Here is a 24,895-nt window from a genome sequence, read left to right on the forward strand (position 1 = left end):
GCGGTCTAGCCGAAGCGGCCGGAGATGTAGTCCTCGGTCGCCTGGACGCTCGGGTTGGAGAAGATGCGCTCGGTGTCGTCCAGCTCGATGAGCTTGCCGGGCTGGCCGACGGCCGCCAGGTTGAAGAAGGCCGTGCGGTCGGAGACGCGGGCGGCCTGCTGCATGTTGTGCGTCACGATGACGATCGTGAAGCGCTCCTTCAGCTCGCCGATCAGGTCCTCGATGGCGAGGGTGGAGATCGGGTCGAGGGCCGAGCAGGGCTCGTCCATGAGGAGGACGTCCGGCTCGACGGCGATGGCCCGCGCGATGCACAGGCGCTGCTGCTGACCGCCGGAGAGGCCGGAGCCCGGCTTGTTCAGGCGGTCCTTGACCTCGTTCCAGAGGTTCGCGCCCTTGAGGGACTTCTCGACGATGTCGTTGAGCTGGGACTTCTTGTACTTGCCGTTGAGACGCAGGCCCGCCGCCACGTTGTCGAAGATCGACATGGTGGGGAAGGGGTTGGGGCGCTGGAAGACCATGCCCACCGTGCGGCGCACGGCGACCGGGTCGACGTTGGTCCCGTACAGGTTCTCGTCGTCCAGCAGCACCTTGCCCTCGACGCGGCCGCCGGGGGTGACCTCGTGCATGCGGTTCAGGGTGCGCAGGAAGGTGGACTTGCCGCATCCGGAGGGGCCGATGAAGGCCGTCACCGAGCGGGGTTCTACGGTCATCGAGATGTCGTCGATCGCCTTGTGGGCGCCGTAGTAGGCGGAGAGGCCGCTGACGTCGATTCGCTTGGCCATGGGGATCACTTCCAATTTGCCGCGGTCAGCGGCCGGTCTTCGGGGCCTTCCAGCGGGCGATGCCGCGGGCCACCAGATTGAGGATCATGACGAAGGCGATCAGGACGAGCGCGGCGGCCCAGGCGCGGGCCACGGCGGCGTCGGTGCCGACCGCGTACTGCTCGTACACGTAGAGCGGCAGGGAGGACTGGGCGCCTTCGAAGGGGTTCGGGTTGATGAGCTTCGTACCGAACACGAGGAGCAGGACGGGGGCCGTCTCACCGGTGATGCGGGCGACCGCGAGCATGACGCCCGTGGTGATGCCGCCGATCGCGGTGGGCAGGACCACCTTCAGGATGGTGCGCCACTTGGGGATGCCGAGGGCGAGGGAGGCCTCGCGGAGCTCGTTCGGGACGAGCTTGAGCATCTCCTCGGTGGAGCGGACCACGACCGGCATCATCAGGATGGCGAGGGCCATCGCGCCGGCGAAACCGGAGGGGCCGAAGCCCAGCATCAGGTTCCAGGTGGCGAGGATGAAGAGGCCGGCGACGATCGACGGGATGCCCGTCATGACGTCGACGAAGAAGGTGACGGCCTGGGCGAGCTTCCCGCCGCCGTACTCGACGAGGTAGACCGCGGTGAGGAGGCCGATCGGGGCCGCGATCAGGGTCGCGATGCCGACCTGCTCGATGGTGCCGAGCAGGGCGTGGTAGACGCCGCCGCCGGCCTCGGCGTCGAGGACGCCGTTCATCGAGTGGGTCAGGAAGTAGACGTCGAGGACGGCCATGCCCTTGCTGACCGTGACCCAGGCGAGGGAGAGCAGCGGGATGACGGCGAGGACGAAGCTGACCCAGACGAGGCTGGTGGCGACGCGGTCCTTGGCCTGGCGGCTGCCTTCGACCTTGGTGGTGACGGCGTACGTCGTGAGGACGAAGAGCAGGGCGGCGATCATGCCCCACTGGACCTTGCTGTGCCAGCCGGCGCCGAGGCCGATCCCGATGCCGGCGGCGATGGAGAACGCGGCGACGGCGGCCGGGGTCCAGCGCGGGAGGCGGGCGTGGGAGAGCGATCCGCGGCGCGGTGCGACCGAGACCGGACGATCCTGTATGGCGTGGCTCATGCCGCGGCCCCCGAGTACTCCTTGCGGCGGCCGATGATCCAGCGGGCGGCGCCGTTGACCAGCAGGGTGATGACGAAGAGGACGAGACCGGAGGCGATCAGGGCGTCCCGGCCGAACTCGTTGGCCTCGTTGAACTTGGCGGCGATGTTCTGGGCGAAGGTGCCGCCGCCCGGGTCGAGCAGGTGGCCCGAGATGAGGAAGCTGGGGGAGAGGACCACGGCGACGGCCATGGTCTCGCCGAGTGCGCGGCCGAGGCCCAGCATGGAGGCGGAGATGATGCCGGAGCGGCCGAAGGGCAGCACCGACATGCGGATGACCTCCCAGCGCGTGGCGCCGAGGGCGAGGGCGGCCTCTTCGTGCATCTTCGGGGCCTGGAGGAAGACCTCACGGGTGACGTTGGTGATGATCGGCAGGATCATGATCGCCAGCAGGATGCCCACGGTGAAGAGGTTGCGGGCGACGCCGTCGCTGGACTTGTCGAAGATGTACGTCCAGCCCATGTACTGGTCGAGCCACTGGTTGAGGCCGTCCAGGTAGGGGACGAGGAAGATCGCGCCCCAGAGGCCGTAGATGATGCTGGGCACGGCGGCGAGCAGGTCGACGACGTACGCGAGCGGCTTGGCCAGCTTGCGCGGTGCGTAGTGCGAGATGAAGAGCGCGATGCCTATCGCGACCGGCACGGCGATGACCATGGCGATGATCGAGGAGACGACCGTGCCGAAGGCCAGGACGGCGATGCCGAAGACCGGCGGGTTGCCGGCCGGGTTCCACTCGAAGGTGGTGAAGAAGTTGGTGCTGTCCTTCGAGATCGCGAGGACGGCGCGGTAGGTGAGGAAGCCGGCGATCGCGGCCATGATCACGAGGAGGGTGATGCCGGAGCCTCGGGACAGGCCGCTGAAGATGCGGTCCCCGGGGCGGGACGCGCTCTTGGCGCGCCGGCTCCTCTGTATGTCTGGTGTGGTGGTAGCCATCTGCTTCTCCGGTCTGCGGCGCCCGTACGGGTGTACGAGCTCCTGGCGGCGGTGCACCGGATGCCGGGGCCGGCCCCTCAGGGGAGGGGCCGGGCCCGGCCGGGGGTCAGGACAGGGTGGGGACGATCGCGCGGACCTTGGCGGCGATCTCGGCCGGGAGCGGGGCGTAGCCGGCCTCGGAGAGGACCTTCTGGCCCTCCTCGCTCACGGTGTAGTTGAGGAACGCCTTCAGGGTCGGCAGGTTCTCCGCCTTGTTGCCCTTGTCGCAGGCGATCTCGTACGTGACGAGGACGATCGGGTAGGCGCCGTCGGCCTTGGTCTCGTAGTCGAGGGAGAGGGCCATGTCGCTGCCCGTGCCCTTGACCTTCGCGGCGGCGATGGCCTTGGAGGCGTTCTCCGTGGTGGCGGCGACCGGGGCGGCGGCACCGGTGGCGACGCTGACCGTGGAGATCTTGTTGGCGGTGGCGTACGAGAGCTCGAAGTAGCCGATGGAGCCCTCGGCGTCCTTGACCGCGGTGGCGACACCGGAGGAGCCGTTGGCGGCCTGGCCACCCTGGGCGGGCCACGACTTCGACTTCGGGTCGTGCTTCCAGTCGGCCGGGGCGGCCTTCGAGAGGTACTTGCCCAGGTTCTGGGTGGTGCCCGACTCGTCCGAGCGGTGGAAGGCCTGGATGGTGGAGTCGGGGAGCTTCGCGCCCGGGTTCAGCTTGGCGATCGCCGGGTCGTTCCACTTGGTGATCTTGTTGTCGAAGATCTTGGCGATGGTGGGGGCGTCCAGGACGAGGTTCTCCACGCCGTCCAGCTTGTAGCCGATGGCGATGGGCCCGCCGACCATCGGGAGGTTGACGCCCTTGCCGGTCTTGCAGATCTTCTGCGACTCGGCGACTTCCTCTTCCTTCAGGGCGGAGTCGGAGCCCGCGAAGGCGACCTGGCCCTGGTTGAACTTGGTGATGCCACCGCCGGAGCCGATGGCCTGGTAGTTGATCTCGACACCGGCGCAGGCGGCCTGGAAGTTCTTGACCCACAGGTCCATCGCGTTCTTCTGCGCGCTGGAGCCGGCGGCGAGCAGCTGCCCCTTGGCGCCCTCACACGCGATGTTCGAGGCGGCGGCGGAGGTCTTGGCGGTGCCGCCCTCCTTGGCCGGGGTCTCCGTGTTGTTGTCCGAGCCACACGCCGAGAGGACCAGGGCGCCGGAGACGACGAGGGCACCGATCGCGGAGGCGCGAAGCCCGTTCTTGCGCGAAAGCTTCACTTTCGGGTGTTCCTTCCAGAAGCCGCCTTGCCGCGGACCCAGTGTCCTGACCGTTCTACGGCGGCGTGTGTCGGGTGGTGGTGCATCGATGTGGTTCCTGCACCGTGTGAGTCCGAAATTAGGCAGAACAGGTGAAGCGGTCGGCGGGAGAGAGTGAACGGGAAGTGAACCGTGCCGTAAGCCCGGGTGCGCGTTTCTCGGGTGGGGCGGCGGGCGAGGGCGGTGCGACGGAGAGCTGGTTACGCGGACGCGTGCCCCTGATCTCGTACGCGAGAGTCTCCGCTGACAGACTGAACGGGGAATCCATCGGTGTTACCCGCCAGCACCGGAACAACACCAGGAACGCGGCCGCCCTGGGCTTTGCCGTCGTTCTGCACTACGAGGACAACAACCTGACGGCGGCGAAGGAGGCGGTGCCGCGTCCCGCGTTTCGGCGGATGTGTGAGGACATCATCCACGGCCATGAGCGGGTGACGGGGATACCCGTCCGGGGCTGCGTCAGCGTCGAGCGCGAGAGGGTCTACCGTCTGCCACGCGACTTGGTCGCCTTCCAGGATGCTCTGGTCATGGCCGGTGACGGAGTCTTCGTTGCGGGGTGTGCCGTCTTGGATCTTGCCGAAGGCGAGCGGCCGGGGTCGGAGCTTGCCGAAGTGGAGAGGGCACGCACGCGTACGGCCAGAAGTCGTGCCGACCGGGCAGAGGAGGGCCGGCTCTACGCGGGGCCGCGCCGCTTCGGCTGGCTGGGGGCCTCCTCAGAGCCCTACAGGCCCGGCAACAAGCACAGGAACGACGAGGAGTGGCCACATCTGCTGGCCATGGTCAAGGCGCGCGCCGCAGGGCAATCGTGGCGGAGGATCGCCGGCGACCTGAACAGGCAAGGGGTCGCGACAGCTAGGGGCGGCCGGTGGTCCGAGCAGGGGGTGAAGGGCCTGGTCGCCAATCCCGCGTGGTGGGGAGGCCGGATCCTCAACGGTGCTGTGGTGTGCGAACCGATCACCGGTGAGCCGGTGATCGGGCAGTGGGATCACGCCGACGAAGTTCGGGACGGGGTCGGCTACGAGACCTGGGACGCGATCATGCAGGGTGTGCGGGCGTCACGAATGCACCGAGGCATGGACAGGCTCGAAGGGACACCCGCGCCCGAAGCCGCGACGCCCTCTCGGTCGTACTTGTTCTCCGGTGTCCTCCGATGCGGACGGCTCAACGACCTCGGAGAGGTATGCCGTTCGAAGCTCTGCGGCAACAGGGCTACGGGAAGGAACGCGAAGTACGGGGACTACTACCGATGCGGAGACGCCAACTGCAAGGGCATCGGCCGTCGGGTGGTACCCGTGGATGAGTTCTTGGAGAGGCTCGTCCTGGACCACCTCGATGAACAATTCACGGGGGGCACAGCCGAACCGGTCGCATGGCGCGGCGAGAAGAAGCTGGCCGAACTGCGCGGGACCCGGCACGAGATCGAGGCGTCGATTGCGGCAGGGGAAGCGTCCTGGGGCGATGTCCGAGATCTGTTCCTACGCCTCGGCCGGAGCATCGAGAGCCTGGAGGCGGAGCGGCGGGAGTATGTGGAGGCTCAGACGAAAAGGAACATCCTGCGCGAGTGGAGTCGCGAGAAGTGGGGCCGCATGGTGGTGCGCGAGAAGCGTGGGTTGATCGCACAGGTGCTCTCGTCGGTCCTTGTCCTGCCTGTTCCGGACGGGGTCAGCGACAAGGCGCCGTTCGACCCGGACCTGCTCAGGCCGACGTGGCGCCGGGAGCCGTCTTCCGGGCACCGCGCGCTCTGAGGAGAGCCTCGACCAGGTCCTTGTCCCTGTCCCGTGTGAGACGGGCCTGCGCGGCTCCCGGGGCGAGCCACAGCAACCGCGTCACTTCGCGATTCGGCTCGAACGAGCCGCCGGTGGCCTCGGCCGCCCAGTAGCGGACCTCCTTGGGACGGCCCTGCACCCGGTACCGCACGGCGGGCAGCTCCACGCCCGGAGCGCACGTCATGCCGGTTTCCTCCTGGACCTCCCGCATCGCCCCCGACCGGGCCTCCTCGCCGTGCTTCAGTTTGCCCTTCGGGTGGGACCAGTCCGACCACTTCGGTCGGAAGACAACGGCGATCTCGATGCCGTGGCCGGAAACCGCCGGGCGCCACAGGACGCACCCGGCGGCCAGGATCGGGCCGCGGTCTCGGTCGCGGTCGGGAGTGGTCACGGGACCGGGGCCGTCGCTCTGCGCCAGGCGTGCTGGAAGGCGAAGCGGGCCGCCTCCACGTCGTGGCGCTGGTCGGCGTGGAGGACGCCGAGGGCGTACGCCGTCGCCGGGGCGATCCGGGGGGTGCGGGCCGCGGTGGCGGCGGCCGTGGCGGCCTCGGCGGCGTCGCGGTGCCGGTCCAGGGCGCGGGCCGACTCGTACAGGACGGGGTCGGGTTCGCCGCCGGTGTGCAGGAGCTCGGAGGCGTACCGGTGCAGGCGCAGCAGGTGCCGGGTCCGGTGCCAGGGCGCGTCCTGGGCCTCGCCGGCGGCGAGGGCGAGGGCCTCGGCGTTGTACGGGTGGGCCGCCCTGGCCAGCGGGAGCGCGGCCACCGATTCCAGGAGGCGCCGCTCGGCGACCGCGGCGGGCGCGTCGACGACCTCGACGGCCGGGGCGCCGCCCGCCGGGCCGAGCGGGACCTCGGAGGCGAGGAGGGCGACGGCGTCGGCGACCGCGTGGAAGCGGGCGGAGCCGAGGGCCTGGAGGGTGGCCGAGTGGGCTCGCGTACGGGCCAGGGTCAGCTGGCGTTCGAGGAGGGCACCGGCCCGGGCGGCGCCCACGGTGAGTCCGGCCGCGTCGCTGCCGCGGGCCGCGGGCACCGGTCCGCTGCCGTTCGACAGGCGGGACAGTGCGTCCACCAGCCGGACGAGCCGCGACGTGCAGGCGTGCTCCAGGGCCAGGGTGCCGGAGAGCCAGGCGAGCTCGGTGCGCAGCTGGTCGGCCCAGACGGCGTCCAGCAGCGGCCGGAAGGTGTGGAGGGTGCCGCTGATGCGGCGGGCGGCGGCCCGCAGCGTACGGGCCGCCTCGTCCGTCCCGGCCGTGTCCGAGCCGCTCTCGCCGTGGATCCGCAGGCCGCGGAGGAAGTCCGCGGCCCGGGCGTGGAGATAGGGGGCCACGACCTCCCCCGCCGTGACGTCCCGCAGGGGGTCAAGGTTGTGCACGCCGGCGCCTCCGCGCGTCGATGAGCATCTCCTGCACGTGCCGCAGGGGCCGGCCCTCGGGGTCGGTCGCGTGTCGCGTCCAGTTCCCGTCGGGGCCGAGGTGCCAGGAGGAGGTGGTGTCGGACATCCCGGTCTCCAGGAGCCGGGTCAGGGCAGCCCGGTGGGCCGGGTCCGAGACCCGTACGAGGGCCTCGATCCGGCGGTCCAGGTTGCGGTGCATCATGTCGGCGCTGCCGAACCAGACCTCGGGTTCGCCGCCGTTGCCGAAGGCGAAGATCCGGGAGTGCTCCAGGAAGCGGCCGAGGATCGAACGGACCCGGACGTTCTCGGAGAGACCGGTGACCCCGGGCCGTACGGCGCAGATGCCGCGGACCCAGATGTCGACGGGCACCCCGGCCCGGGAGGCCTGGTAGCAGGCGTCGATGATCGCCTCGTCGACCATCGAGTTGACCTTGATCCGTACGTACGCGGGCCGGCCGGCCTTGTGGTGCGCGATCTCCTTGGTGATCCGGGAGACCAGGCCGTCGCGCAGCGACTTCGGGGCCGTGAGCAGGCGGCGGTACGTCTCGCGGCGCGAGTAGCCGGAGAGCCGGTTGAACAGGTCGGAGAGGTCCGCGCCGACCTGCGGGTCGGCGGTGAGCAGGCCGAGGTCCTCGTACAGCCGGGCCGTCTTCGGGTGGTAGTTGCCGGTGCCGACGTGCGAGTAGCGGCGGAGCAGCTCGCCCTCCTGGCGCACGACGAGCGACAGCTTGCAGTGCGTCTTCAGGCCGACGAGGCCGTAGACGACGTGGCAGCCGGCCTCCTCCAGCTTGCGCGCCCACTTGATGTTGGCCTGCTCGTCGAAGCGGGCCTTGATCTCGACGAGGACGAGGACCTGCTTGCCGGACTCGGCGGCGTCGATGAGGGCGTCGACTATCGGGGAGTCGCCGGACGTCCGGTACAGCGTCTGCTTGATCGCGAGGACGTCCGGGTCGGCCGCCGCCTGCTCGAGGAAGGCCTGGACGGAGGTCGAGAACGAGTCGTACGGGTGGTGCAGCAGCACGTCCCGCTCGCGCAGCGCGGCGAAGATGTCCGGCGCGGACGCCGACTCGACCTCGGCGAGGTCCCGGTGGGTGCCCGCGACGAACTTCGGGAACTTCAGCTCCGGCCGGTCCTGCCCGGCGATCCCGAAGAGACCGGTCAGGTCGAGCGGGCCGGGCAGCGGGTAGACCTCGGCGTCGGAGACCTTGAGCTCGCGGACGAGGAGGTCGAGGACGTACGGGTCGATGGACTCCTCGACCTCCAGGCGCACCGGCGGGCCGAAGCGGCGCCGCATGAGCTCCTTCTCCAGGGCCTGGAGCAGGTTCTCGGCGTCGTCCTCCTCGACCTCCAGGTCTTCGTTCCTGGTCACCCGGAACATGTGGTGCGCCAGCACCTCCATGCCGGGGAACAGCTCCTCCAGGTGCGCCGCGATGACGTCCTCCAGCGGGACGTACCGCTGCGGGGAGGCTTCCAGGAAGCGGGAGAGCAGCGGTGGCACCTTCACGCGCGCGAAGTGGCGGTGGCCGCTGACCGGGTTGCGTACGACCACGGCGAGGTTGAGGCTCAGGCCGGAGATGTACGGGAAGGGGTGTGCCGGGTCCACGGCCAGGGGGGTGAGGACCGGGAAGATCTGCTGCCGGAACAGGGTGAAGAGCCGCGCCTGCTCCTTCTCGGTGAGCTCGGGCCAGCGGATCAGGTGGATGCCCTCGTCGGCCAGGGCCGGGGCCACGTCCTGCTGGTAGCAGGCGGCGTGCCGGGCCATGAGCTCGCGCGAGCGGGTCCAGATGAGTTCGAGGACCTCGCGCGGCTGGAGGCCGGAGGCGGAGCGGGTGGCGACGCCGGTGGCGATGCGGCGCTTGAGGCCGGCGACCCGGACCATGAAGAACTCGTCGAGGTTCGAGGCGAAGATCGCGAGGAAGTTCGCTCGTTCGAGGAGGGGGGTGGTCGGGTCCTCGGCGAGTTCGAGGACGCGTTCGTTGAACGCGAGCCAGCTGCGTTCCCGGTCGAGGAAGCGGCCCTGCGGCAGATCGTCACCGAGAGTGCCGTCGGGGACGTACGTGTCGGGATCGGCGTCCACGTCCGGGGCGATCTCGGTCACGGCGCTCGCGTCGACCACGAGGGGGCGGTGCGCGGCTATGGGGCCGAGAGACGACGGGGCGGACGTCTTCGACGCTTTCTCGGCCGTCTGGGCCGACGTCTGGGCGGACGGCTTGGCGGAGGACTGGACCGGGACCTCGGCGGGCTGCTGGCTCATGGCCCCATTCTTCCGCGCGAAGAGGTCATCAGGCGCGTCGGAGCGGGCCGTGGGGGAGGGAAGTCTCCCTTTGGGGAGGACCGCCCTGCCGGGCGTGGTCACGGAGCGCTTCATTGCGTGAGCGTCGCAAGCGCGTCTGAATGGCCGGTAACGGGGACGTGTCGTACGGGAATCGGGGGCGGGGCCGTGTGCGGGCCCCGCCCCCGGTGTGCGCCGTGCGGGGTCTACGCGTGTCGGGCACGCAGGACGCGGAAGGCGGCGTACAGCGCGAGGGCCGCGAGAGTGAGGACGATGCCGGTCTCGATGAGCTGGGTGGGCCAGTAGTGGGACTCGGGGTGGTAGTCGAGGTACTGGCCGGTGACGTGGTTCTGGGCGAGGCAGAGGTCGTACGCCTTGCCCCACGCGTCCGGGCCCGCGGTGTCCCCGGCGGCGTTCGCCGCGTTCATCGCCTGCGTCGTGCAGGCGGTGGTGTCGAAGCGTGCGCCCGAGCTGGTGAGCAGGCCCGAGTTCATCACGAGCCCGTACTCCGGGACCCAGAGGGTGGAGCCGGCCGGGCCGGTGACCGTCTTCAGCGGAAGGATCGACCAGCGGTAGGCGCCGAAGGCGAGGAGAAGCACGCCCATGACGAGGCCGGTGGCGGCCATGGCGACGAGCGTGCGGCGGATCAGCTGGCCGAGGAGGGCGCCGACGGCGACGGCGGCGAGAACGTACGCGAAGAGCACGATGCCGATCGCCTCGTACGGGCCCTGCTCGGACCAGGTGATGCCCCAGGTGCCCGCAACCCGGCCCCAGCCGATGCGGAAGACGCCCATGAGGGCGAGCGTGGCCAGGAAGGCGGTGGCTGTGACGGTGAGCAGCTTGGCGCGGAGCCAGGCCGCCGGGCTCACCGACTGGGTGAGGGAGAGCTTGTACGTCCCCGACTCGAACTCGCGGGCGACGAGCGGGCCTGCGACGAACGCGCCGACGAGGAGCGGCAGGAGGAGCATGCCGACGCCCAGTTGCTCCACGGCGAGGCGGAGTGTGTTGAAGCCGCGGTTGGTTTCGGACGGGATCCAGTACCCGTCCTCCATGTACCTGTCCACGTACTGCGCGTCCCATATCCGCAGCCCACCGATCACCGCCAAGGCCACGACCACCACCGCCCCCGCCAGCCACAGCGTCCGGCGGTACTGGCGGACCGTCACCCAGTAGGGGCCCTTCAGGGCGAGCGTGCTCATGCCGAGGCTCCTTCGGGGGTGCGGAGGTGGGCGAGGAGGAGGTCCTCCAGGGAGGGCTCCCGGGTTTCCCAGGGGCCTTCGACCGGGCCCTCGCGGCGGATCAGGGCGGTGAGTTGACGGCCGGTCGTGCGGGACTCGACGACCGTGTGCGGGGCGAGGTCGGCCACCGGGCCCGTGAGCAGGATGTGGGCGGCGAGGAGTTCGTCCACGGGGCCTTCGAGGCGGACCCGGCCGCCGTCGAGCAGGAGGAGGTGGTCGCAGGCGCCCTCCAGCTCGGTGAGGATGTGCGAGGACATGACGACCGTGGTGCCGTGTTCGGCGGCGTCGGCCATGAGCAGGCCCATGAGCTGGTGGCGGGCGAGCGGGTCGAGGTCGGCCATCGGCTCGTCGAGGAGCAGCAGTTCGGCCCGCTTGCCGAGGGCGAGCGCGAGGGCGACGCGGGTGCGCCGGCCGCCGGAGAGGTCCCGTACGAGGGCGCGCGGGTCGAGTTCATCGGCGATCACCCGCTGGGCGGCGGTCTCGTCCCAGCGGCCCGGGTTGAGCTCGCGGCCCATGCGGAGGGTGTCGGCGACGCTGAGCCGGGGGTGGAGCGGCTTGTCCTGGGCGACGTACGCGAGGTGTTCGCGGGCGGGGGCCCTGACGCTGCCCTCGGTGGGGCGGAGGAGTCCGGCGGCGAGGGCGAGGAGGGTGGACTTGCCGGCGCCGTTGGGGCCGACGAGGGCGCAGATCCGGCCGGTGGGCAGGGCGAAGTCGCACCCCCGCAGGGCCCAGCCGCGGCCTCTCCCCCCGTACGTCTTGCCCAGGCCCTCGGCCTCCAGGGCCGTGTCCTTCGTCATGCGTCGTCCCCCTCGAAGTGTTCCTTCAGTACGGATGTGAAGAGCGCGGACACGTCCTCCCGGTCCAGCCCGGCGGCGCGGGCGCGGCGGGCCCAGTCGGCGAGTTCGCCGCGCAGGGGCGAGTCGGCGGGGCCGGTGCCGAGCGTGGTGCGGACGAAGGTGCCGAGGCCTCGGCGGGCCTCGACGAGGCCTTCGCGTTCGAGCTCGCGGTAGGCCTTGAGGACCGTGTTCGGATTGATGGCCGTCGCTTCGACGACCTCGCGTGCGGTGGGCAGTCGGTCGCCGGGCTCCAGGAGGCCCATCCGGAGGGCCTGTTTCGTCTGCTGGACGATCTGGAGGTAGGTGGCGACGCCACTGCGCCGGTCGATGCGGTACTCGACCACGATCGCTTCCACCACCCTTTCACTAATCAAGTAGTGAAAGGGTGGTGGAAAGAAGGGGGCGGTGTCAACCGCCCCCTGTCATCTCCTACGTGCTCACGACTCCGTGCGGTACATCAGGTCCACCTCGTGCGTCACGAAGCCGAGCCGTTCGTAGACCGTCACCGCCGCCGTGTTGTCCGCGTCCACGTACAGCATCGCCGTCGGCAGCCCCTGCGCCGCCAGGTGCCGCAGGCCGATCGCCGTGAGCGCCTTGCCGAGGCCGCCGCCCTGCGCCTCGGGCAGGATGCCGACCACGTACACCTCGCCGAGCTGCTCCTCGGCGTGCGTCTTCGTCCAGTGGTAGCCGACCAGCTTCCCGTCCTTCTCCGCCAGGAAGAAGCCCTTCGGGTCGAACCACGGCTCGGCCATCCGGTCGTCCAGGTCGCGCTGGGTGAGGGACCCCTGCTCGGGGTGGTGCGCGAAGGCCGTCGCGTTGACGGCGAGCCATTCCGCGTCGTCCTGGCCGGGCAGGAACGTACGGACGGTGACGCCCTCGGGCAGGACCGGCTCCGGGATGTCGAGCGGCGTCAGGGACCGCCGCAGCTGCCGCAGTTCGCGGAAGAGCGTCAGGCCGAGGACCTGGGCGAGGTGCCGGGCCGCCGACTTGCCGCCGTGCGCCCAGACGCGCAGCCGCTTGCCGGAGGCGTTGAGCAGCGCGGTGCCCAGCGCCCGGCCGTGGCCGCGACCGCGGTGGGACGGGTGGACGACCAGCTCGGCGGCCGGGGCCTCGATCGGGTCGGTCTCCTCCAGCTGGGCGTAGCCGTACAGGTTCGAGCCGACGGTGAGCAGGAAGTGGCGCACGCCCTCGCGCCCGCCGTGCCGCAGGTACAGCCGCCCCTGCTCGGACACGGCGTGCAGGCCGTCGGCCCGGTCGGCGGCCTCCAGGAGCTCCGATACGTCCTGGATCTGCTCGGGGGAGAGCTCGTCATACGTGTGGATCTGCCGTCCCGGTTCGATGGCCGGCGCCGCGTCGGAAGTCATGGGTACGAGCCTACGGCGACGCGTCGCCGCCCCGGGGAAAGGCGGCGGCAACTGTCTTGTAACCAGCTACCCCCTGTTGCGCTACGCGCGTTGACTCTAGGCTGCAGCGGCAGACGGGGGAGTAGATCAAGGCCGCGAAACGGGGCAAGGGGCAAAGGGGAGAGATGGCAGCGATACCGGGGATGAAGCGGAAGAGCAAGACCGGGCGGCGAATTCTGGCCGCCGGGGCGGGAATCGCGACCGTCGGGGCGCTTTTCGCCGCGATGCCGTCGTCGGCGGGGGCCGCCGGGGACGAGTTCGTCGCCGGGAACGGGAGCGGGTACGGGAACGGCAAGGGATGGGGCCGGATGGTCGACGTCCAGCTGCTGTCCTTCAACGACCTCCACGGCAACCTGGAGCCGCCGACCGGCTCTTCGGGCCGGCTCACCTACCTCAAGGAGGACGGCTCGACCGGGACCATCAACGACGTCGGTGGCGTCGAGTACCTCGCCACGCACCTGCGGCAGGCCCGCGAGGGCAACCGGTACTCCGTCACCGCCGCCGCGGGCGACATGATCGGCGCCTCGCCGCTGGTCTCCGGGCTGTTCCACGACGAGCCGACCATCGAGGCGCTGAACAAGCTGAAGCTCGACGTGAGCTCGGTCGGCAACCACGAGTTCGACGAGGGCGCGCGCGAGCTGGCCCGCATGCAGAACGGCGGCTGTCACCCGACCGCGGGCTGCTTCGAGGAGGGCAAGACCTTCGAGGGGGCGAACTTCCCCTACCTCGCGGCCAACGTGACGGACGAGAAGAGCGGCAAGCCACTGCTCGACCCGTACTTCGTCTGGGAGCGTGACGGCGTCAAGATCGGCTTCATCGGCGTCACCCTGGAGGGCACGGCGAACATCGTGTCCGCCGAGGGCATCAAGGGCCTGAAGTTCGGCGACGAGGTCGAGACGATCAACAAGTACGCCAAGGTGCTGGAGCGCCAAGGCGTGAAGTCGATCGTCGCCCTGCTCCACGAGGGCGGCATGCCGGCCTCGGGCGCGTACAACTACGACTGTGACAGCCCGGGCCCCGGCAACGGCATCTCCGGCCCGATCGTCGACATCGCCAAGAACGTCAGCCCGCAGGTCGACGCGCTGGTCACCGGCCACACCCACCAGGCGTACGCGTGCACCATCGCGGACCCGGCGGGCAAGCCGCGCACGGTCACCTCGGCGGCCTCCTTCGGCCGGCTCTACACCGACACGACGCTCACCTACGACCGTCGGACGAAGGACATCGTCCGCACGGCCGTCGCCTCCGCGAACCACGTCGTCACCCGTACCGTGGACCGGGCCGACGACATGAGCAAGCTGATCAAGCGCTGGAAGGACCTGGCCGCGCCGATCGCCAGCCGTCCCGTCGGCCACATCTCCGCCGACATCGAGAACCCCCTCGATCCGGCGGTGTACGAGAAGCCGCTGGGCAACCTGATCGCGGACGCGCAGCTGGAGGGCATGGCCCCGGCCGACAAGGGCGGTGCGCAGCTCGCCCTGATGAACCCGGGCGGCGTCCGCGCGCCGCTGACCCACAAGGCTGCCGGCGCCGAGGGCGACGGGGTCGTGACCTACGGCGAGGCGTACACCGTCCAGCCGTTCACCAACATGATGACGGCGGTCGACCTGACCGGCGCCCAGCTCGTCACCACGCTCCAGCAGCAGGTCAGCGGCCTCAACCTGGCGGCCCCGAAGATCCTCCAGGTGTCGAAGAACTTCACGTACACCCTGGACATGACCAAGACCGGCGCCGACCGGATCGTGGTCGGCTCGGTGCGGCTGAACGGTGAGGCGATCGACCCGGCGAAGACCTACCGGGTCGCGATGAACGAGTTCCTGTCCGGTGGCGGCGACGGCTTCGCCGTCCTGAAGGAGCACAAGAACAAGCTGGTCGGCGCGTCCGACCTGGACATGTTCACCGCCTACCTGGCGGCCCACTCCTCGGCCGCCGCGCCGCTGGCTCCGCCGGCGACGGACCGCATCACGGTCGTCAAGTAGCTCTGAGCAGCCCTAAGTAGCCCTCCCGGGCCCCTGAGCGAGGGGGCGGCGGACCGTTCCGACGGGCCGCCGCCCCCTTTCGCGTACCTCTTCGCGTACGTCCGGAAGACCCCTGGTGTGTTTGTCGTGACCCTGACATGATCCGGCTCATGGAGCGACGACGCTTTCTCGTGGGGGCCCTCGCGGCCGGGGCCGGAGTGATGCTCGGGGCGCCCGCCGCGTCCGCCGTGGACGTACGGGCCTGGATGGCGGCGCACGGGGACGGGACGGCCCTGCGGCAGCTGACCATCCCCGGGACGCACGACTCCGGGGCCCGCTACGGCGGCCTCTGGACCGAGTGCCAGAACACCACCATCGCCCAGCAGCTGGACAGCGGGATCCGGTTCCTGGACATCCGGTGCCGGGTGACCGGCGGGTCCTTCGCGATCCACCACGGCGCCTCGTACCAGAACATGATGTTCGGCGACGTCCTCGTCGCCTGCTCGGCCTTCCTCGCCGCCCACCCTTCCGAGACCGTCCTCATGCGCGTCAAGCAGGAGTACTCGGAGGAGTCCGACGCCACCTTCCGCGCGGTCTTCGACGACTACCTCGACGCGCGCGGCTGGCGCTCCCTCTTCCGGATCGGCGACGGCCTGCCGCTCCTCGGCGAGGCCCGCGGCCGCGTCGTCCTGCTCGCCGACAACGGAGGGCTGCCCGGCGTCCGCTACGGCGACGGCTCGCTCTTCGACATCCAGGACGACTACATGGCCGAGCCGTTCGGCAAGTACCCCAAGATCGAGGCCCACTTCCGCAAGGCGATCGCCCAGCCCGGAAAGCTGTACGTCAACTACGTGTCGACCGCGGCCGCGCTCCCGCCCCGCTGGAACGCCGACCGGCTCAACCCCCGCGTCCACTCCTGGCTCGACGGCGCCGAGGCCGCCGGGCGGACCGGGCTCGGGATCGTCCCCATGGACTACCCGAACACCCGGTCAGGCCTGGTCGAGGCCCTTCTCCGGCACAACTGACCCCGGCACAACCGACCCCGGCACAACTGACGACGACCGACCACCCCGGTACGACCTACGAGCCCGGCGGCGGTGTCGGCGCGCCCGGCAGCCGGAGCGTCGCCACCGTGCCGCCGCCCGGCGCCGGGGCGAGGCTCGCCGTGCCGCCCGCCTGGTGGACCGTACGGGCGACGATCGAGAGGCCCAGGCCCGAGCCCGGCAGGCTGCGGGCCGACGGGGAGCGCCAGAAGCGGTCGAAGACGTGCGGCAGCTCGTCCGGCGGGATGCCCGGGCCGTGGTCCCGGACCGTCAGCTCGCCCCGCATCAGGGCCACCTCGACCGTGCCCCGGGGCGGCGAGAACTTCACCGCGTTGTCCAGGACGTTGACGAGCGCCCGCTCGATCGCCGCCGGCTCCGCCCGGACGTACCAGGGCGCGAGGTCCGTCACGAAGGTCAGCTCCGGGCCGCGCAGCCGGGCCCGGTCCAGGGCCGAGCGCAGGATCGAGTGGAGCGGGACCACCTCGAGCGGCCCCGGCCGCACCGTGTCGGGCCGCGCCAGCTCCTGGAGATCGCCGATCAGCGCCGCCAGCTCCGTCATCTGCGCCTTCACCGAGGCCATCAGGGCCCGCCGGTCGTCCGGCGGGATCGCCCGGCCCGTCTCCTCGCTGCGCGCGAGCAGTTCGACGTTCGTACGGAGGGAGGTGAGAGGGGTGCGGAGCTCATGGCCGGCATCCGCGATGAGCTGCGCCTGCCGGTCGCGGGAGGTCGCGAGCGCCGCCGTCATCGCGTTGAAGGAGCGGGAGAGGCGGGCGATCTCGTCCTCGCCCTCGACCGGGATGCGGACCGTCAGGTCCTCGGTCGCGGCCACGTGCTCGACCGCCCCGGTCAGCCGGTTCACCGGCTCCAGACCGGTCCGCGCCACCCATAGGCCGGCCGCGCCCGCGCCGACGACGCCGATCCCGGAGACCAGGAGCAGCACCCAGCGCAGCGTGGACATCGAGTTGTCGATCTCGGAGAGCGGCCGGGCCACGGAGACCGCGAGCCCGATCGGGCCCTCCTGCGGGTAGGTGTAGACCCGCATCTCCCGGCCGTCGTCGTCCTTCACCGTGTGCAGCGCGTACGAGAGCTGTCCGCGCGCGACCGCGAGGTCGGCGGGGCCGACCGGGATCGCGGCCTTACCCGACGTGCAGGCGCCGCCGTTGGCGAGGATCACCTGCACCGTGTACGAGCCCGCGACCGGCGGCGGCGTCGTGCCCTGGCGGCACAGCGTGAGCAGGCTCTGCACCGACGCCGCGTCCAGTCTGCTGCTGCGCAGCGAGGAGTCGAGCTCCGCCTCCAGCTGGGCCCGCGTCACGAACCAGCAGGCCAGCGAGACCGCCGCGACCGCGACCGCCACCGCGAACGCGGTGAGCAGCGCGAGCCGCGACCGCAGGGGCCGCGATCGGAACCAGGCCAGGGGCCTGAAGCGGGTCACTCGCCGCCTCCTCCTCGCAGGACGTAGCCGACGCCCCGCACCGTGTGCACGAGGCGCGGCTCGCCGCCCGCCTCCGTCTTGCGCCGCAGGTACATCACGTACACGTCGAGCGAGTTCGAACTCGGCTCGAAGTCGAAGCCCCACACCGCCTTGAGGATCTGCTCCCGGGTCAGCACCTGCCGCGGGTGCGCAAGGAACATCTCCAGGAGCGTGTACTCGGTGCGGGTCAGCTCCACCGTCCGCCCGCTCCGGGTGACCTCGCGCGTCGCCAGGTCCATCCGCAGGTCCTCGAAGGCCAGCACGTCGTCCTCGGCCGGGGCCGCGGCGGCGGAGGCGTACGAGCTGCGCCGGAGCAGCGCCCGGATCCGGGCGAAGAGCTCGTCCAGCTCGAACGGCTTCACGAGGTAGTCGTCCGCGCCCGCGTCGAGCCCGGTGACCCGGTCGCCGACGGTGTCGCGGGCGGTCAGCATCAGGATCGGCACGGTCGAGCCGGACGCCCTGATCCGCCGGGCCGCGGTGAGCCCGTCCATCCGGGGCATCTGGACGTCGAGAACGACGAGGTCGGGGGCGTACGCCTCCATCCGGGCGAGCGCGTCGAGCCCGTCGACGGCGTCCTGCGTGTCGTACCCCTCGAAGGCGAGGCTGCGGCGCAGGGCCTCCCGCACCGCGGGCTCGTCCTCGACGATCAGGATGCGCTCACGGGCGCCTTCGTTCACCTGGCCAGTCATGGCACCAGCCTCGCACGTGGTCAGTTGTCGCCGCCGGAGCGGAGGCTGTCGAGGTCGGCCTTGACCGTGTCGATCGGAATCGCGAATCCGAGGCCGACACTTCCGGCCGTGGAACCGCTCGAAGAACTGGGCGAATACATGGCCGAATTGATTCCGATGATCTCGCCGTTCATATTGATCAAGGCGCCGCCGGAATTCCCCGGGTTGAGCGAGGCGTCGGTCTGGATCGCCTTGTACGTCGTCTTCGACGTGCCCGTGTCGCCGTTGAACTGCTGTCCGCCGAACTCGAACGGCCAGCCCTGCCGCGGGTCGTACTGCTGCCCCTGCTGCTGGTCCTGGCCGGTGCCGGCGCCGTCGTCGTCCTTGGCGACCGTCACGTCCCGGTCGAGCGCGGAGACGATACCGCTGGTCACCGTGCCGGTCAGGCCCTCGGGGGAGCCGATCGCCACGACCTCCTCGCCGACCTTCACCTTCGACGAGTCGCCGAGCGTGGCGGCCTTCAGTCCGGAGGCGCCGTTCAGCTTGATCAGCGCCAGGTCCTTGTCGGGGTCCGTGCCGACGACCTCGGCCTCGTACGACTTCCCGTCGCTGAGCCGCACGGTGATCTGGGAGGCGCCGGAGATCACGTGGTTGTTGGTTATGATCTCGCCGTCGGAGGTGATGATCACGCCCGAGCCGGTGGACTTGCCGGAGTTCGAGGTCGCGGAGATCTCGACGATGGAGGGGGAGACGGCCTGGGCGACGCCGGCGACCGTGCCCACGCTGCTCGCGGAGACGTTCGTGCCGTTCACGGCCGAGGAGGCCGTCGCGGGGGCGTCGGCGGTGAGCTGCTGGACGAGCGTCGCCGTGCCGCCGCCGACCGCGGCGGCCGCGATGGCCACGGCCGCGAGGAGGCCGACACCGCGCTTGGCGCGACGGCGGGAGCCCGGGGCGGGGGCCGCCGCGACGGCGACCGGCGGGTCCACGGGCGGCGGGACGTGCCCACCGGACGGCCAGATCGTGGTCCCCGGCTCGGTGGTGATCGGCTGCGCCGGGTCGTACGGAGGCCTCGGCGGGTGCGGCGGGTAGTACGGCTGCTGAGGCTGCTGCTCCTGGAAGTCCGTCATGGCTACGACTCTCGGATCCGTAGATGAGAGCCGCCTGAGGACCGGCTGAGAAGCCCGACAGAACCCTGTATGCCCTATATAAAGACCCCGGGAAGGGATCCGCGGGAAGGGATCCGCGGGAAGGGATCCGCGGGAAGAGATCCGCGGGAAGGGATCCGCGAGAGGAGGTCCGCAGGAAGGGACCCCCGGGAAGGGCCCCGGGGAAAGGGGCCCTCAGGGTGGGCGGGGCTACTCGCCGCAGCCGCAGGAGCGGCGGACGACCAGGGCCGACGGGAAGAGCTTCACCCGCTCGCGGTTCGATCCCGCGACCCGCAGCGAGTCGTCCAGGACCAGGTCCACCGCCGCGCGGGCCATCGCCGGGCGGTCCGAGGAGATCGTGGTGAGCGGCGGGTCGGTGAGCGCCGCCTCCTTCACGTCGTCGAAGCCCGCGACCGCCAGCTCCGACGGCACCTCGATGCGCAGCTCGCGCGCCGCCCGCAGGACGCCGAAGGCCTGGTCGTCGGTGGAGCAGAAGATCGCCGGCGGCCTGTCCGGTCCCGCGAGCAGCTTCAGGGCCACCTGGTAGGCGTCGTAGCGGTTGTACGGGGCCTCGAAGAGCCGGCCCTCGGTCGAGCGGCCCGCCTCCAGCATGGCGCGCCGCCAGCCCTCGACGTGGTCGGCGACCGGGTCGCCGACGGCCGGGGTGTTCGGGACGCCGCCGAGGCACGCCACGTACGGGTGACCGTGCTCCAGGAGGTGACGGGTGGCGAGCTGGGCGCCGCCGATGTCGTCCGTCACGACGGCCACGTCGTCGATCGCCTCGGGCCGCTCGTGCAGCAGCACCACACGCGCGTCCCAGGCCTCGATCTCGCTCGCGGCCTGCTCGCTCATGCCCTGGCTGACCAGGATCAGTCCGGAGACCCGCATCCCGAGGAAGGCGCGCAGGTAGTGGACCTCGCGCTCGGTCCGGTAGTCGGAGTTGCCGACGAGCACCATTTTCCCGCGCTCGGCGGCGGCCTGCTCGACCGCGTGGGCCATCTCCCCGAAGAACGGCTGCCGCGCGTCGGGGACGATCATGCCTATGAGATCCGTACGCCGGGACGCCATCGCCTGGGCCACCCGGTCGGGGCGGTAGCCCAGCTCCTTGATGGCGGCGAGGACACGCTCGCGCGTGGCCGGGGCGACCGGCCTGGGTCCGTTGTTGATGACGTAGCTCACGACCGCGGTCGAAGTGCCTGCCAGTCGAGCTACGTCATCCCGCGTCACCTTGGCCACGCGCGGCAGTCTACGCGGGGTGACCTACCTACCGGCAGGTCGCACTGTGGCGTCCGCCACGTTCCTGTCCTCCGGAGAGGTGACTTCCCGGTCGGCCTCCTTGACACGGGCGGTGCGGGCGGCCTCCTCCGAACGGGTGTCCTTCCGGGTGTTCTGCGCCCTGGTCTCGTTCGCCCGGGCCTCCTCGGCCGCGCGCTCGACCTTCTCGGGAGTGACGAAGCGGTAGCCGACGTTACGGACGGTGCCGATCAGCGACTCGTGCTCGGGGCCCAGCTTCGCGCGCAGCCGCCGTACGTGGACGTCGACCGTCCGGGTGCCGCCGAAGTAGTCGTACCCCCACACCTCCTGCAGGAGCTGGGCGCGCGTGAAGACCCGGCCCGGGTGCTGGGCCAGGTACTTGAGGAGTTCGAACTCCTTGAAGGTCAGGTCCAGGACCCGGCCCTTGAGCTTCGCGCTGTACGTCGCCTCGTCGACCGACAGGTCGCCGTTCCGGATCTCCATCGGGGAGTCGTCGGAGACGATCTGCTGGCGGCCCATCGCGAGCCGGAGCCGGGCCTCGACCTCGGCCGGACCCGCGGTGTCGAGGAGGACGTCGTCGATGCCCCAGTCGGCGGTGACGGCCGCGAGGCCGCCCTCCGTGACGACGAGGATCAGCGGACAGCCGGGCCCCGTGGAGCGCAGCAGCTGGCACAGCGAGCGGACCTGCGGGAGGTCGCGCCGGCCGTCGACGAGGATCACGTCCGCGCCGGGGGTGTCCACGAGGGCGGGGCCCACCGCCGGAGCCACCCGGACGTTGTGCAGCAGCAGGCCGAGTGCGGGCAGCACCTCGGTCGACGGCTGGAGGGCGTTGGTCAGGAGCAGCAGAGAGCTCATCGCGCCCCACCTGCCATCGCTGACATCGGTCGGTCGTGCTTCGTACGCTCGCTCATAACGTCGGTTCCTCCTCGGTCCCTGCGAGGACGTGGCACTGCTTCGTACTGATCACTGCCGGCTCTCGCGCCCTGAGAGCTTTTGTTCATCCGTCCGTAACAACGGTCGGAAAACGCAAAAGGACCCGGGGGCTGCGTCGCCCGGATCCTCTGCCCAGCAGAATAGCCCACATGAGTTCAGAGGGAGAGAGGCGATTTCACATGATGGATGTTTCCTCGATCACTTCCGTCCATCATCGTGATCCACATCGTGCGATGTTGCGTACCGATGACGGTGTCCGTATCGAGGCGGTTTACGAACCCTGCACCGCAAGTGTCACCGAAACGGCCGTCACCGGGACGGCGGGCGCAGGCGACACGGTGGTGGTCGTCGCCCACGGCTTCAGCGGGGCGGCCGACCGGCCCGCCGTCCGGCGCGCCGCCCGGGCCTTCGCGGAGCGCGGGGCGGCCGTCGTGACCTTCTCCTTCCGCGGGCACGGCGGCTCCGGCGGCCGCTCCACGGTCGGCGACCGGGAGGTCCTCGACCTGTCCGCCGCCGTCCGCTGGGCCCGTGACCTCGGCCACGCGCGCGTGGCGACGGTCGGCTTCTCCATGGGCGGCTCCGTCGTCCTGCGCCACGCCGCCCTGGAGCGGGGTACGGAGGGCCGCGTGGACGCGGTGGCCGCCGTCTCCGCCCCCGCACGCTGGTACTACCGGGGTACGGCCCCGATGCGCCGGCTCCACTGGATGGTCACCCGCCCGGCGGGCCGCCTGGTCGGCCGCTACGGGCTCCGCACCCGCATCGACGGCCGCACCTGGGACCCCGTACCCCTCTCGCCCGTCGAGGCGGTGCCGCTGATCGCGCCGGTCCCCCTGCTGATCGTGCACGGCGACCGGGACGCGTACTTCCCGCTCGACCACCCGCGCACGCTGGCCGCCGCGGGCGACGCGGAACTCTGGCTGGAGCGGGGGATGGGCCACGCCGAGAACGCGGCGGACGAGGAGCTGCTCGCCCGGCTGGGCGACTGGCTCACACGCCGATAGCCCATCATGGGGGGCGGCGCGCACACGAACGAAGGGAGCGCCGCTATGGCAGCGGGAACCATCCGCTACTGGGCCGCGGCCAAGGCCGCAGCCGGTGTCGCCGAGGAGCCGTACACCGCCGGGACCCTCGCGGAGGCGCTGGACGCGGCCCGCGAGAAGCACCCGGGCGAGCTCGTCCGGGTCCTCCAGCGATGCTCGTTCCTCATCGACGGCGACCCCGTCGGGACCCGGAGCCATGAGACCGTACGGCTTGCCGAGGGCGGCACGGTCGAGGTGCTCCCCCCGTTCGCAGGAGGGTGAACCCCGCAGCATGAGCAACGACCAGCAGTACGACCCGTACGCGAACGGGCAGGGACAGCACGGGCAGCACGGCCCCGACGTCACGCAGACGTGGGAGGGCCAGACCTGGGACACCCAGTACCAGCCCGCCGTGACGCAGGGGACGCCGTACGAGGCTCCCTACGCGCAGCCCGCGTACGAGTCCTCCAGGGAGCAGCACGCGTACGAACAGCCGGTGTACGAGCAGCCCGCTTACGAGCAGCCCGCGTACGACGGCACGGCCTACCTGCCGCCGCAGGGCGCGACGTACGAGCAGCAGCAGCCCCATGAGCACCAGCAGCCCCACGAGCACCAGCAGTACGGACAGCAGCAGTACGCGGCGGCTCCGTCGGCCCCGATGCCCCCGGCGGCTCCCGTGGCGTACGACACGCCCGTACCGGAGTACGTGCCCGAGCGCGCTCCCGAGCCCGTGGCCGCCGGGTCCGGGGCCGGGGTGGCCTGGTCCTCGCCCACCACGTCCGGGAACACGCGGATCACCGACGCCCAGCGCGCGCGTGCCGAGGGCCGCTCGCCCGTCATCGATCCCGGGCTCCAGCCGGCGGCCCTGACCGCCGTCCTCGGCCTGCTGCTCGCCGGCGGCGCCTCCCTCGGCCCGTACGGGCTGCTCGTCCCGCTCGTCCTGCTCCAGGGCCTCACCGCCGCCGGCTGGTTCCGGCTCAACGGCATGTGGCCCGCCCGGCAGGGCATCGCCCTCGCCTTCGCCGGCGGCCTCGTCGCCGACGCCGCCCTGCTCGCCGTCGGCCGTGAGAACGCGGCCGCCGCGATCCTGGGCACGCTCGGCGTCTGGGTCCTGCTCTGCCTCGTCCTGCAGCTGCGCAGCCACGCCGACCCGGACGAGCGGATGTACGGCCTGATGGCCGGCATCGCCTCGGCCGCGCTGACGGTCGTCGCCGCCGGGCACCTCGGGGCCGCCCCCGACGCGGTGGTCGTCGGCGGGATCGCGGTCGCCGCCACCGTCGTCGCCCGGGCGCTCCCGCTGCCCGGCCCGGTCTCCCTGGTCGTCGCGCTCCTCGCGGGCGCGGGCGCCGGGATCGCGGCCGGCGGGCTGAACGGCCTGGGCACCTCCGGGGCGCTCGTCGGCCTCGCCGCCGGGGTCTGCGCGCTGGTCGGCCTGCGGGTCGCCGCCTACGACTACCCGTCGCGCTTCGTCCACATGACCGCGGGGATCGCGCTGCCGCTGACGGCCGCCGCGCCCGCCGTCTACCTGCTGGGTCGCGCCCTGGCCTGAACCGGCCGGGAAGCGCCAGGGGAACCAACCGGCCCCTCGACACGTCGATCTTCGTGTCGGGGGGCCGAACACTTTTTCTCTATCGGGGGGACGCACAACCCATGCGAGCACTGCGGATTCTGTTGATCGTGGCCGTCGTGCTGGGCGGGGTGTTCGTCGGGATCGACCGTCTCGCCGTGGCGTACGCCGAGTCGGAGGCGGCGAGCCGGGTGAAGCTCTCGGCGGCGGACAGCGACTCGATCGAGATCGACATCAAGGGCTTCCCCTTCCTGACCCAGGTCGCGGACAAGCGGTTCGACGAGGTCGACGTGGTGGCGAAGGGCGTCGAGGCGACGGCGGGCAGCCGGAAGATCCGGGTCGACGAGCTGACGGCCGCGCTCCGGGACGTGACCGTCACCGGCGACTGGGCCGGCGCGCGGGCGGGTTCCGCGACCGGCACCGCCCTCATCTCGTACGAGGCGCTCACGGCCGCCTCCGACCGCGAGGCCACCGTGGCCTACGGGGGCGACGGGAAGGTGAAGGTCACCGGCAGCGTGGAGATCCTGGGCCGCAAGCTGACGCGTTCGGTCCTGTCGACGGTGACCGTGGTGAACGGCGACACGATCAAGGTCCGCGCGGACGAGGTGCCGGGCGAGGGCATCCCCGGCGTGGAGGAAATGATCCGCAAGCGGACCGACTTCGAGCGGCCGATCGGGATGATCGCCGGCATGAAGGTGGAGAAGGTCGAGGCCAGGCCGGACGGCCTCGCCGTGGCCGTGAGCGGCAAGGACGTCGCCCTCGCGGGCTGACGGGTCCGGGGTCG

At 71.2% G+C, this 24,895-nt stretch carries 23 protein-coding genes; 7 read left to right on the plus strand and 16 right to left on the minus strand.

Going from position 1 to position 24,895, the window contains the following annotated elements; all coding sequences use genetic code 11:
- Nucleotides 1-5 precede the first annotated feature (5 nt).
- The 4 genes from pstB to pstS form a co-directional block, all read right to left on the minus strand.
- Entirely contained in the window at nucleotides 6-782 is a 777-nt protein-coding gene (gene pstB / locus OG580_RS19270) for a phosphate ABC transporter ATP-binding protein PstB (protein WP_267044905.1), read from the minus strand.
- Between the two features lie 25 nt (nucleotides 783-807).
- Nucleotides 808-1,881, minus strand: a complete 1,074-nt coding sequence (gene pstA, locus OG580_RS19275) for a phosphate ABC transporter permease PstA (protein WP_267044906.1) — start codon at nucleotides 1,879-1,881, stop codon at nucleotides 808-810.
- Complete coding sequence (gene pstC / locus OG580_RS19280; protein ID WP_267044907.1) at nucleotides 1,878-2,852, minus strand: phosphate ABC transporter permease subunit PstC; 975 nt, start codon at nucleotides 2,850-2,852, stop codon at nucleotides 1,878-1,880. Before pstC ends, pstA begins: the two co-directional genes overlap by 4 nt.
- Nucleotides 2,853-2,958: 106 nt before the next feature.
- Entirely contained in the window at nucleotides 2,959-4,104 is a 1,146-nt protein-coding gene (gene pstS / locus OG580_RS19285; RefSeq protein ID WP_267044908.1) for a phosphate ABC transporter substrate-binding protein PstS, read from the minus strand.
- Nucleotides 4,105-4,355: 251 nt separating this feature from the next.
- Here pstS and OG580_RS19290 point away from each other — a divergent pair, with 251 nt between their 5' ends.
- The gene (locus OG580_RS19290) at nucleotides 4,356-5,888 is read left to right on the plus strand and encodes a recombinase family protein (protein WP_267044909.1); all 1,533 of its coding nucleotides are present in this window, start codon (nucleotides 4,356-4,358) and stop codon (nucleotides 5,886-5,888) included.
- Here the strand turns inward: OG580_RS19290 and OG580_RS19295 are convergent.
- The 7 genes from OG580_RS19295 to mshD all read right to left on the minus strand — a co-directional run bounded on the left by OG580_RS19295 (nucleotide 5,839) and on the right by mshD (nucleotide 13,011).
- Nucleotides 5,839-6,300: an NUDIX hydrolase gene (locus OG580_RS19295; RefSeq protein ID WP_267044910.1), complete on the minus strand. Its 462-nt coding sequence runs from the start codon at nucleotides 6,298-6,300 to the stop codon at nucleotides 5,839-5,841. The two genes, OG580_RS19290 and OG580_RS19295, sit on opposite strands and share 50 nt — an antisense overlap.
- Nucleotides 6,297-7,280 carry a CHAD domain-containing protein gene (locus OG580_RS19300; protein ID WP_267044911.1) on the minus strand — a complete coding sequence of 328 codons (984 nt, stop codon included), beginning with the start codon at nucleotides 7,278-7,280 and terminating at the stop codon, nucleotides 6,297-6,299. Before OG580_RS19300 ends, OG580_RS19295 begins: the two co-directional genes overlap by 4 nt.
- A complete protein-coding gene (locus tag OG580_RS19305) occupies nucleotides 7,267-9,555 on the minus strand; it encodes an RNA degradosome polyphosphate kinase (protein ID WP_267044912.1) in 2,289 nt (762 codons plus the stop codon). Before OG580_RS19305 ends, OG580_RS19300 begins: the two co-directional genes overlap by 14 nt.
- 224 nt (nucleotides 9,556-9,779) lie before the next feature.
- Nucleotides 9,780-10,772, minus strand: coding sequence for an ABC transporter permease (locus OG580_RS19310; RefSeq protein WP_267044913.1), 993 nt, complete (start codon nucleotides 10,770-10,772; stop codon nucleotides 9,780-9,782).
- Entirely contained in the window at nucleotides 10,769-11,608 is an 840-nt protein-coding gene (locus tag OG580_RS19315) for an ABC transporter ATP-binding protein (protein WP_267044914.1), read from the minus strand. Before OG580_RS19315 ends, OG580_RS19310 begins: the two co-directional genes overlap by 4 nt.
- Complete coding sequence (locus OG580_RS19320) at nucleotides 11,605-11,991, minus strand: GntR family transcriptional regulator (RefSeq protein ID WP_024757465.1); 387 nt, start codon at nucleotides 11,989-11,991, stop codon at nucleotides 11,605-11,607. Before OG580_RS19320 ends, OG580_RS19315 begins: the two co-directional genes overlap by 4 nt.
- Nucleotides 11,992-12,084: 93 nt before the next feature.
- Complete coding sequence (gene mshD, locus OG580_RS19325; protein WP_267044915.1) at nucleotides 12,085-13,011, minus strand: mycothiol synthase; 927 nt, start codon at nucleotides 13,009-13,011, stop codon at nucleotides 12,085-12,087.
- Nucleotides 13,012-13,175: 164 nt separating this feature from the next.
- Between mshD and OG580_RS19330 the strand changes: the two genes are divergently transcribed.
- Nucleotides 13,176-15,029, plus strand: a complete 1,854-nt coding sequence (locus tag OG580_RS19330) for a bifunctional UDP-sugar hydrolase/5'-nucleotidase (protein WP_267044916.1) — start codon at nucleotides 13,176-13,178, stop codon at nucleotides 15,027-15,029.
- 149 nt (nucleotides 15,030-15,178) lie between these two features.
- Complete coding sequence (locus tag OG580_RS19335; RefSeq protein ID WP_267044917.1) at nucleotides 15,179-16,033, plus strand: phosphatidylinositol-specific phospholipase C; 855 nt, start codon at nucleotides 15,179-15,181, stop codon at nucleotides 16,031-16,033.
- Between the two features lie 55 nt (nucleotides 16,034-16,088).
- On the opposite strand, the gene OG580_RS19340 is transcribed toward OG580_RS19335, so the two are convergent.
- The 5 genes from OG580_RS19340 to OG580_RS19360 form a co-directional block, all read right to left on the minus strand.
- Entirely contained in the window at nucleotides 16,089-17,486 is a 1,398-nt protein-coding gene (locus OG580_RS19340) for a cell wall metabolism sensor histidine kinase WalK (protein WP_267044918.1), read from the minus strand.
- Complete coding sequence (locus OG580_RS19345; RefSeq protein WP_267044919.1) at nucleotides 17,483-18,214, minus strand: response regulator transcription factor; 732 nt, start codon at nucleotides 18,212-18,214, stop codon at nucleotides 17,483-17,485. The genes OG580_RS19340 and OG580_RS19345 overlap by 4 nt, the downstream gene beginning before the upstream one ends.
- A 20-nt stretch (nucleotides 18,215-18,234) precedes the next feature.
- Complete coding sequence (locus tag OG580_RS19350; RefSeq protein WP_323182579.1) at nucleotides 18,235-19,320, minus strand: trypsin-like peptidase domain-containing protein; 1,086 nt, start codon at nucleotides 19,318-19,320, stop codon at nucleotides 18,235-18,237.
- Between the two features lie 228 nt (nucleotides 19,321-19,548).
- Nucleotides 19,549-20,574 carry a LacI family DNA-binding transcriptional regulator gene (locus OG580_RS19355; protein ID WP_267044920.1) on the minus strand — a complete coding sequence of 342 codons (1,026 nt, stop codon included), beginning with the start codon at nucleotides 20,572-20,574 and terminating at the stop codon, nucleotides 19,549-19,551.
- Between the two features lie 24 nt (nucleotides 20,575-20,598).
- Nucleotides 20,599-21,447 (minus strand): response regulator transcription factor, encoded by an 849-nt coding sequence (locus OG580_RS19360; protein WP_267044921.1) that lies wholly within the window; start codon nucleotides 21,445-21,447, stop codon nucleotides 20,599-20,601.
- A gap of 260 nt (nucleotides 21,448-21,707) precedes the next feature.
- On the opposite strand from OG580_RS19360, the gene OG580_RS19365 reads away from it, so the two are divergent.
- The 4 genes from OG580_RS19365 to OG580_RS19380 all read left to right on the plus strand — a co-directional run bounded on the left by OG580_RS19365 (nucleotide 21,708) and on the right by OG580_RS19380 (nucleotide 24,881).
- Nucleotides 21,708-22,526: a S9 family peptidase gene (locus tag OG580_RS19365; protein WP_267048058.1), complete on the plus strand. Its 819-nt coding sequence runs from the start codon at nucleotides 21,708-21,710 to the stop codon at nucleotides 22,524-22,526.
- 45 nt (nucleotides 22,527-22,571) lie between these two features.
- Nucleotides 22,572-22,826 (plus strand): MoaD/ThiS family protein, encoded by a 255-nt coding sequence (locus OG580_RS19370; RefSeq protein WP_267044922.1) that lies wholly within the window; start codon nucleotides 22,572-22,574, stop codon nucleotides 22,824-22,826.
- A 10-nt stretch (nucleotides 22,827-22,836) separates the two neighbouring features.
- Entirely contained in the window at nucleotides 22,837-24,093 is a 1,257-nt protein-coding gene (locus tag OG580_RS19375) for a hypothetical protein (RefSeq protein WP_267044923.1), read from the plus strand.
- 101 nt (nucleotides 24,094-24,194) lie between these two features.
- On the plus strand, nucleotides 24,195-24,881 hold the full coding sequence (locus tag OG580_RS19380) for a DUF2993 domain-containing protein (RefSeq protein WP_267044924.1): 687 nt from the start codon (nucleotides 24,195-24,197) through the stop codon (nucleotides 24,879-24,881).
- The last annotated feature ends 14 nt before the right edge of the window (nucleotides 24,882-24,895 follow it).

Source organism: Streptomyces sp. NBC_00094, from assembly GCF_026343125.1.
Lineage (GTDB): Bacteria > Actinomycetota > Actinomycetes > Streptomycetales > Streptomycetaceae > Streptomyces.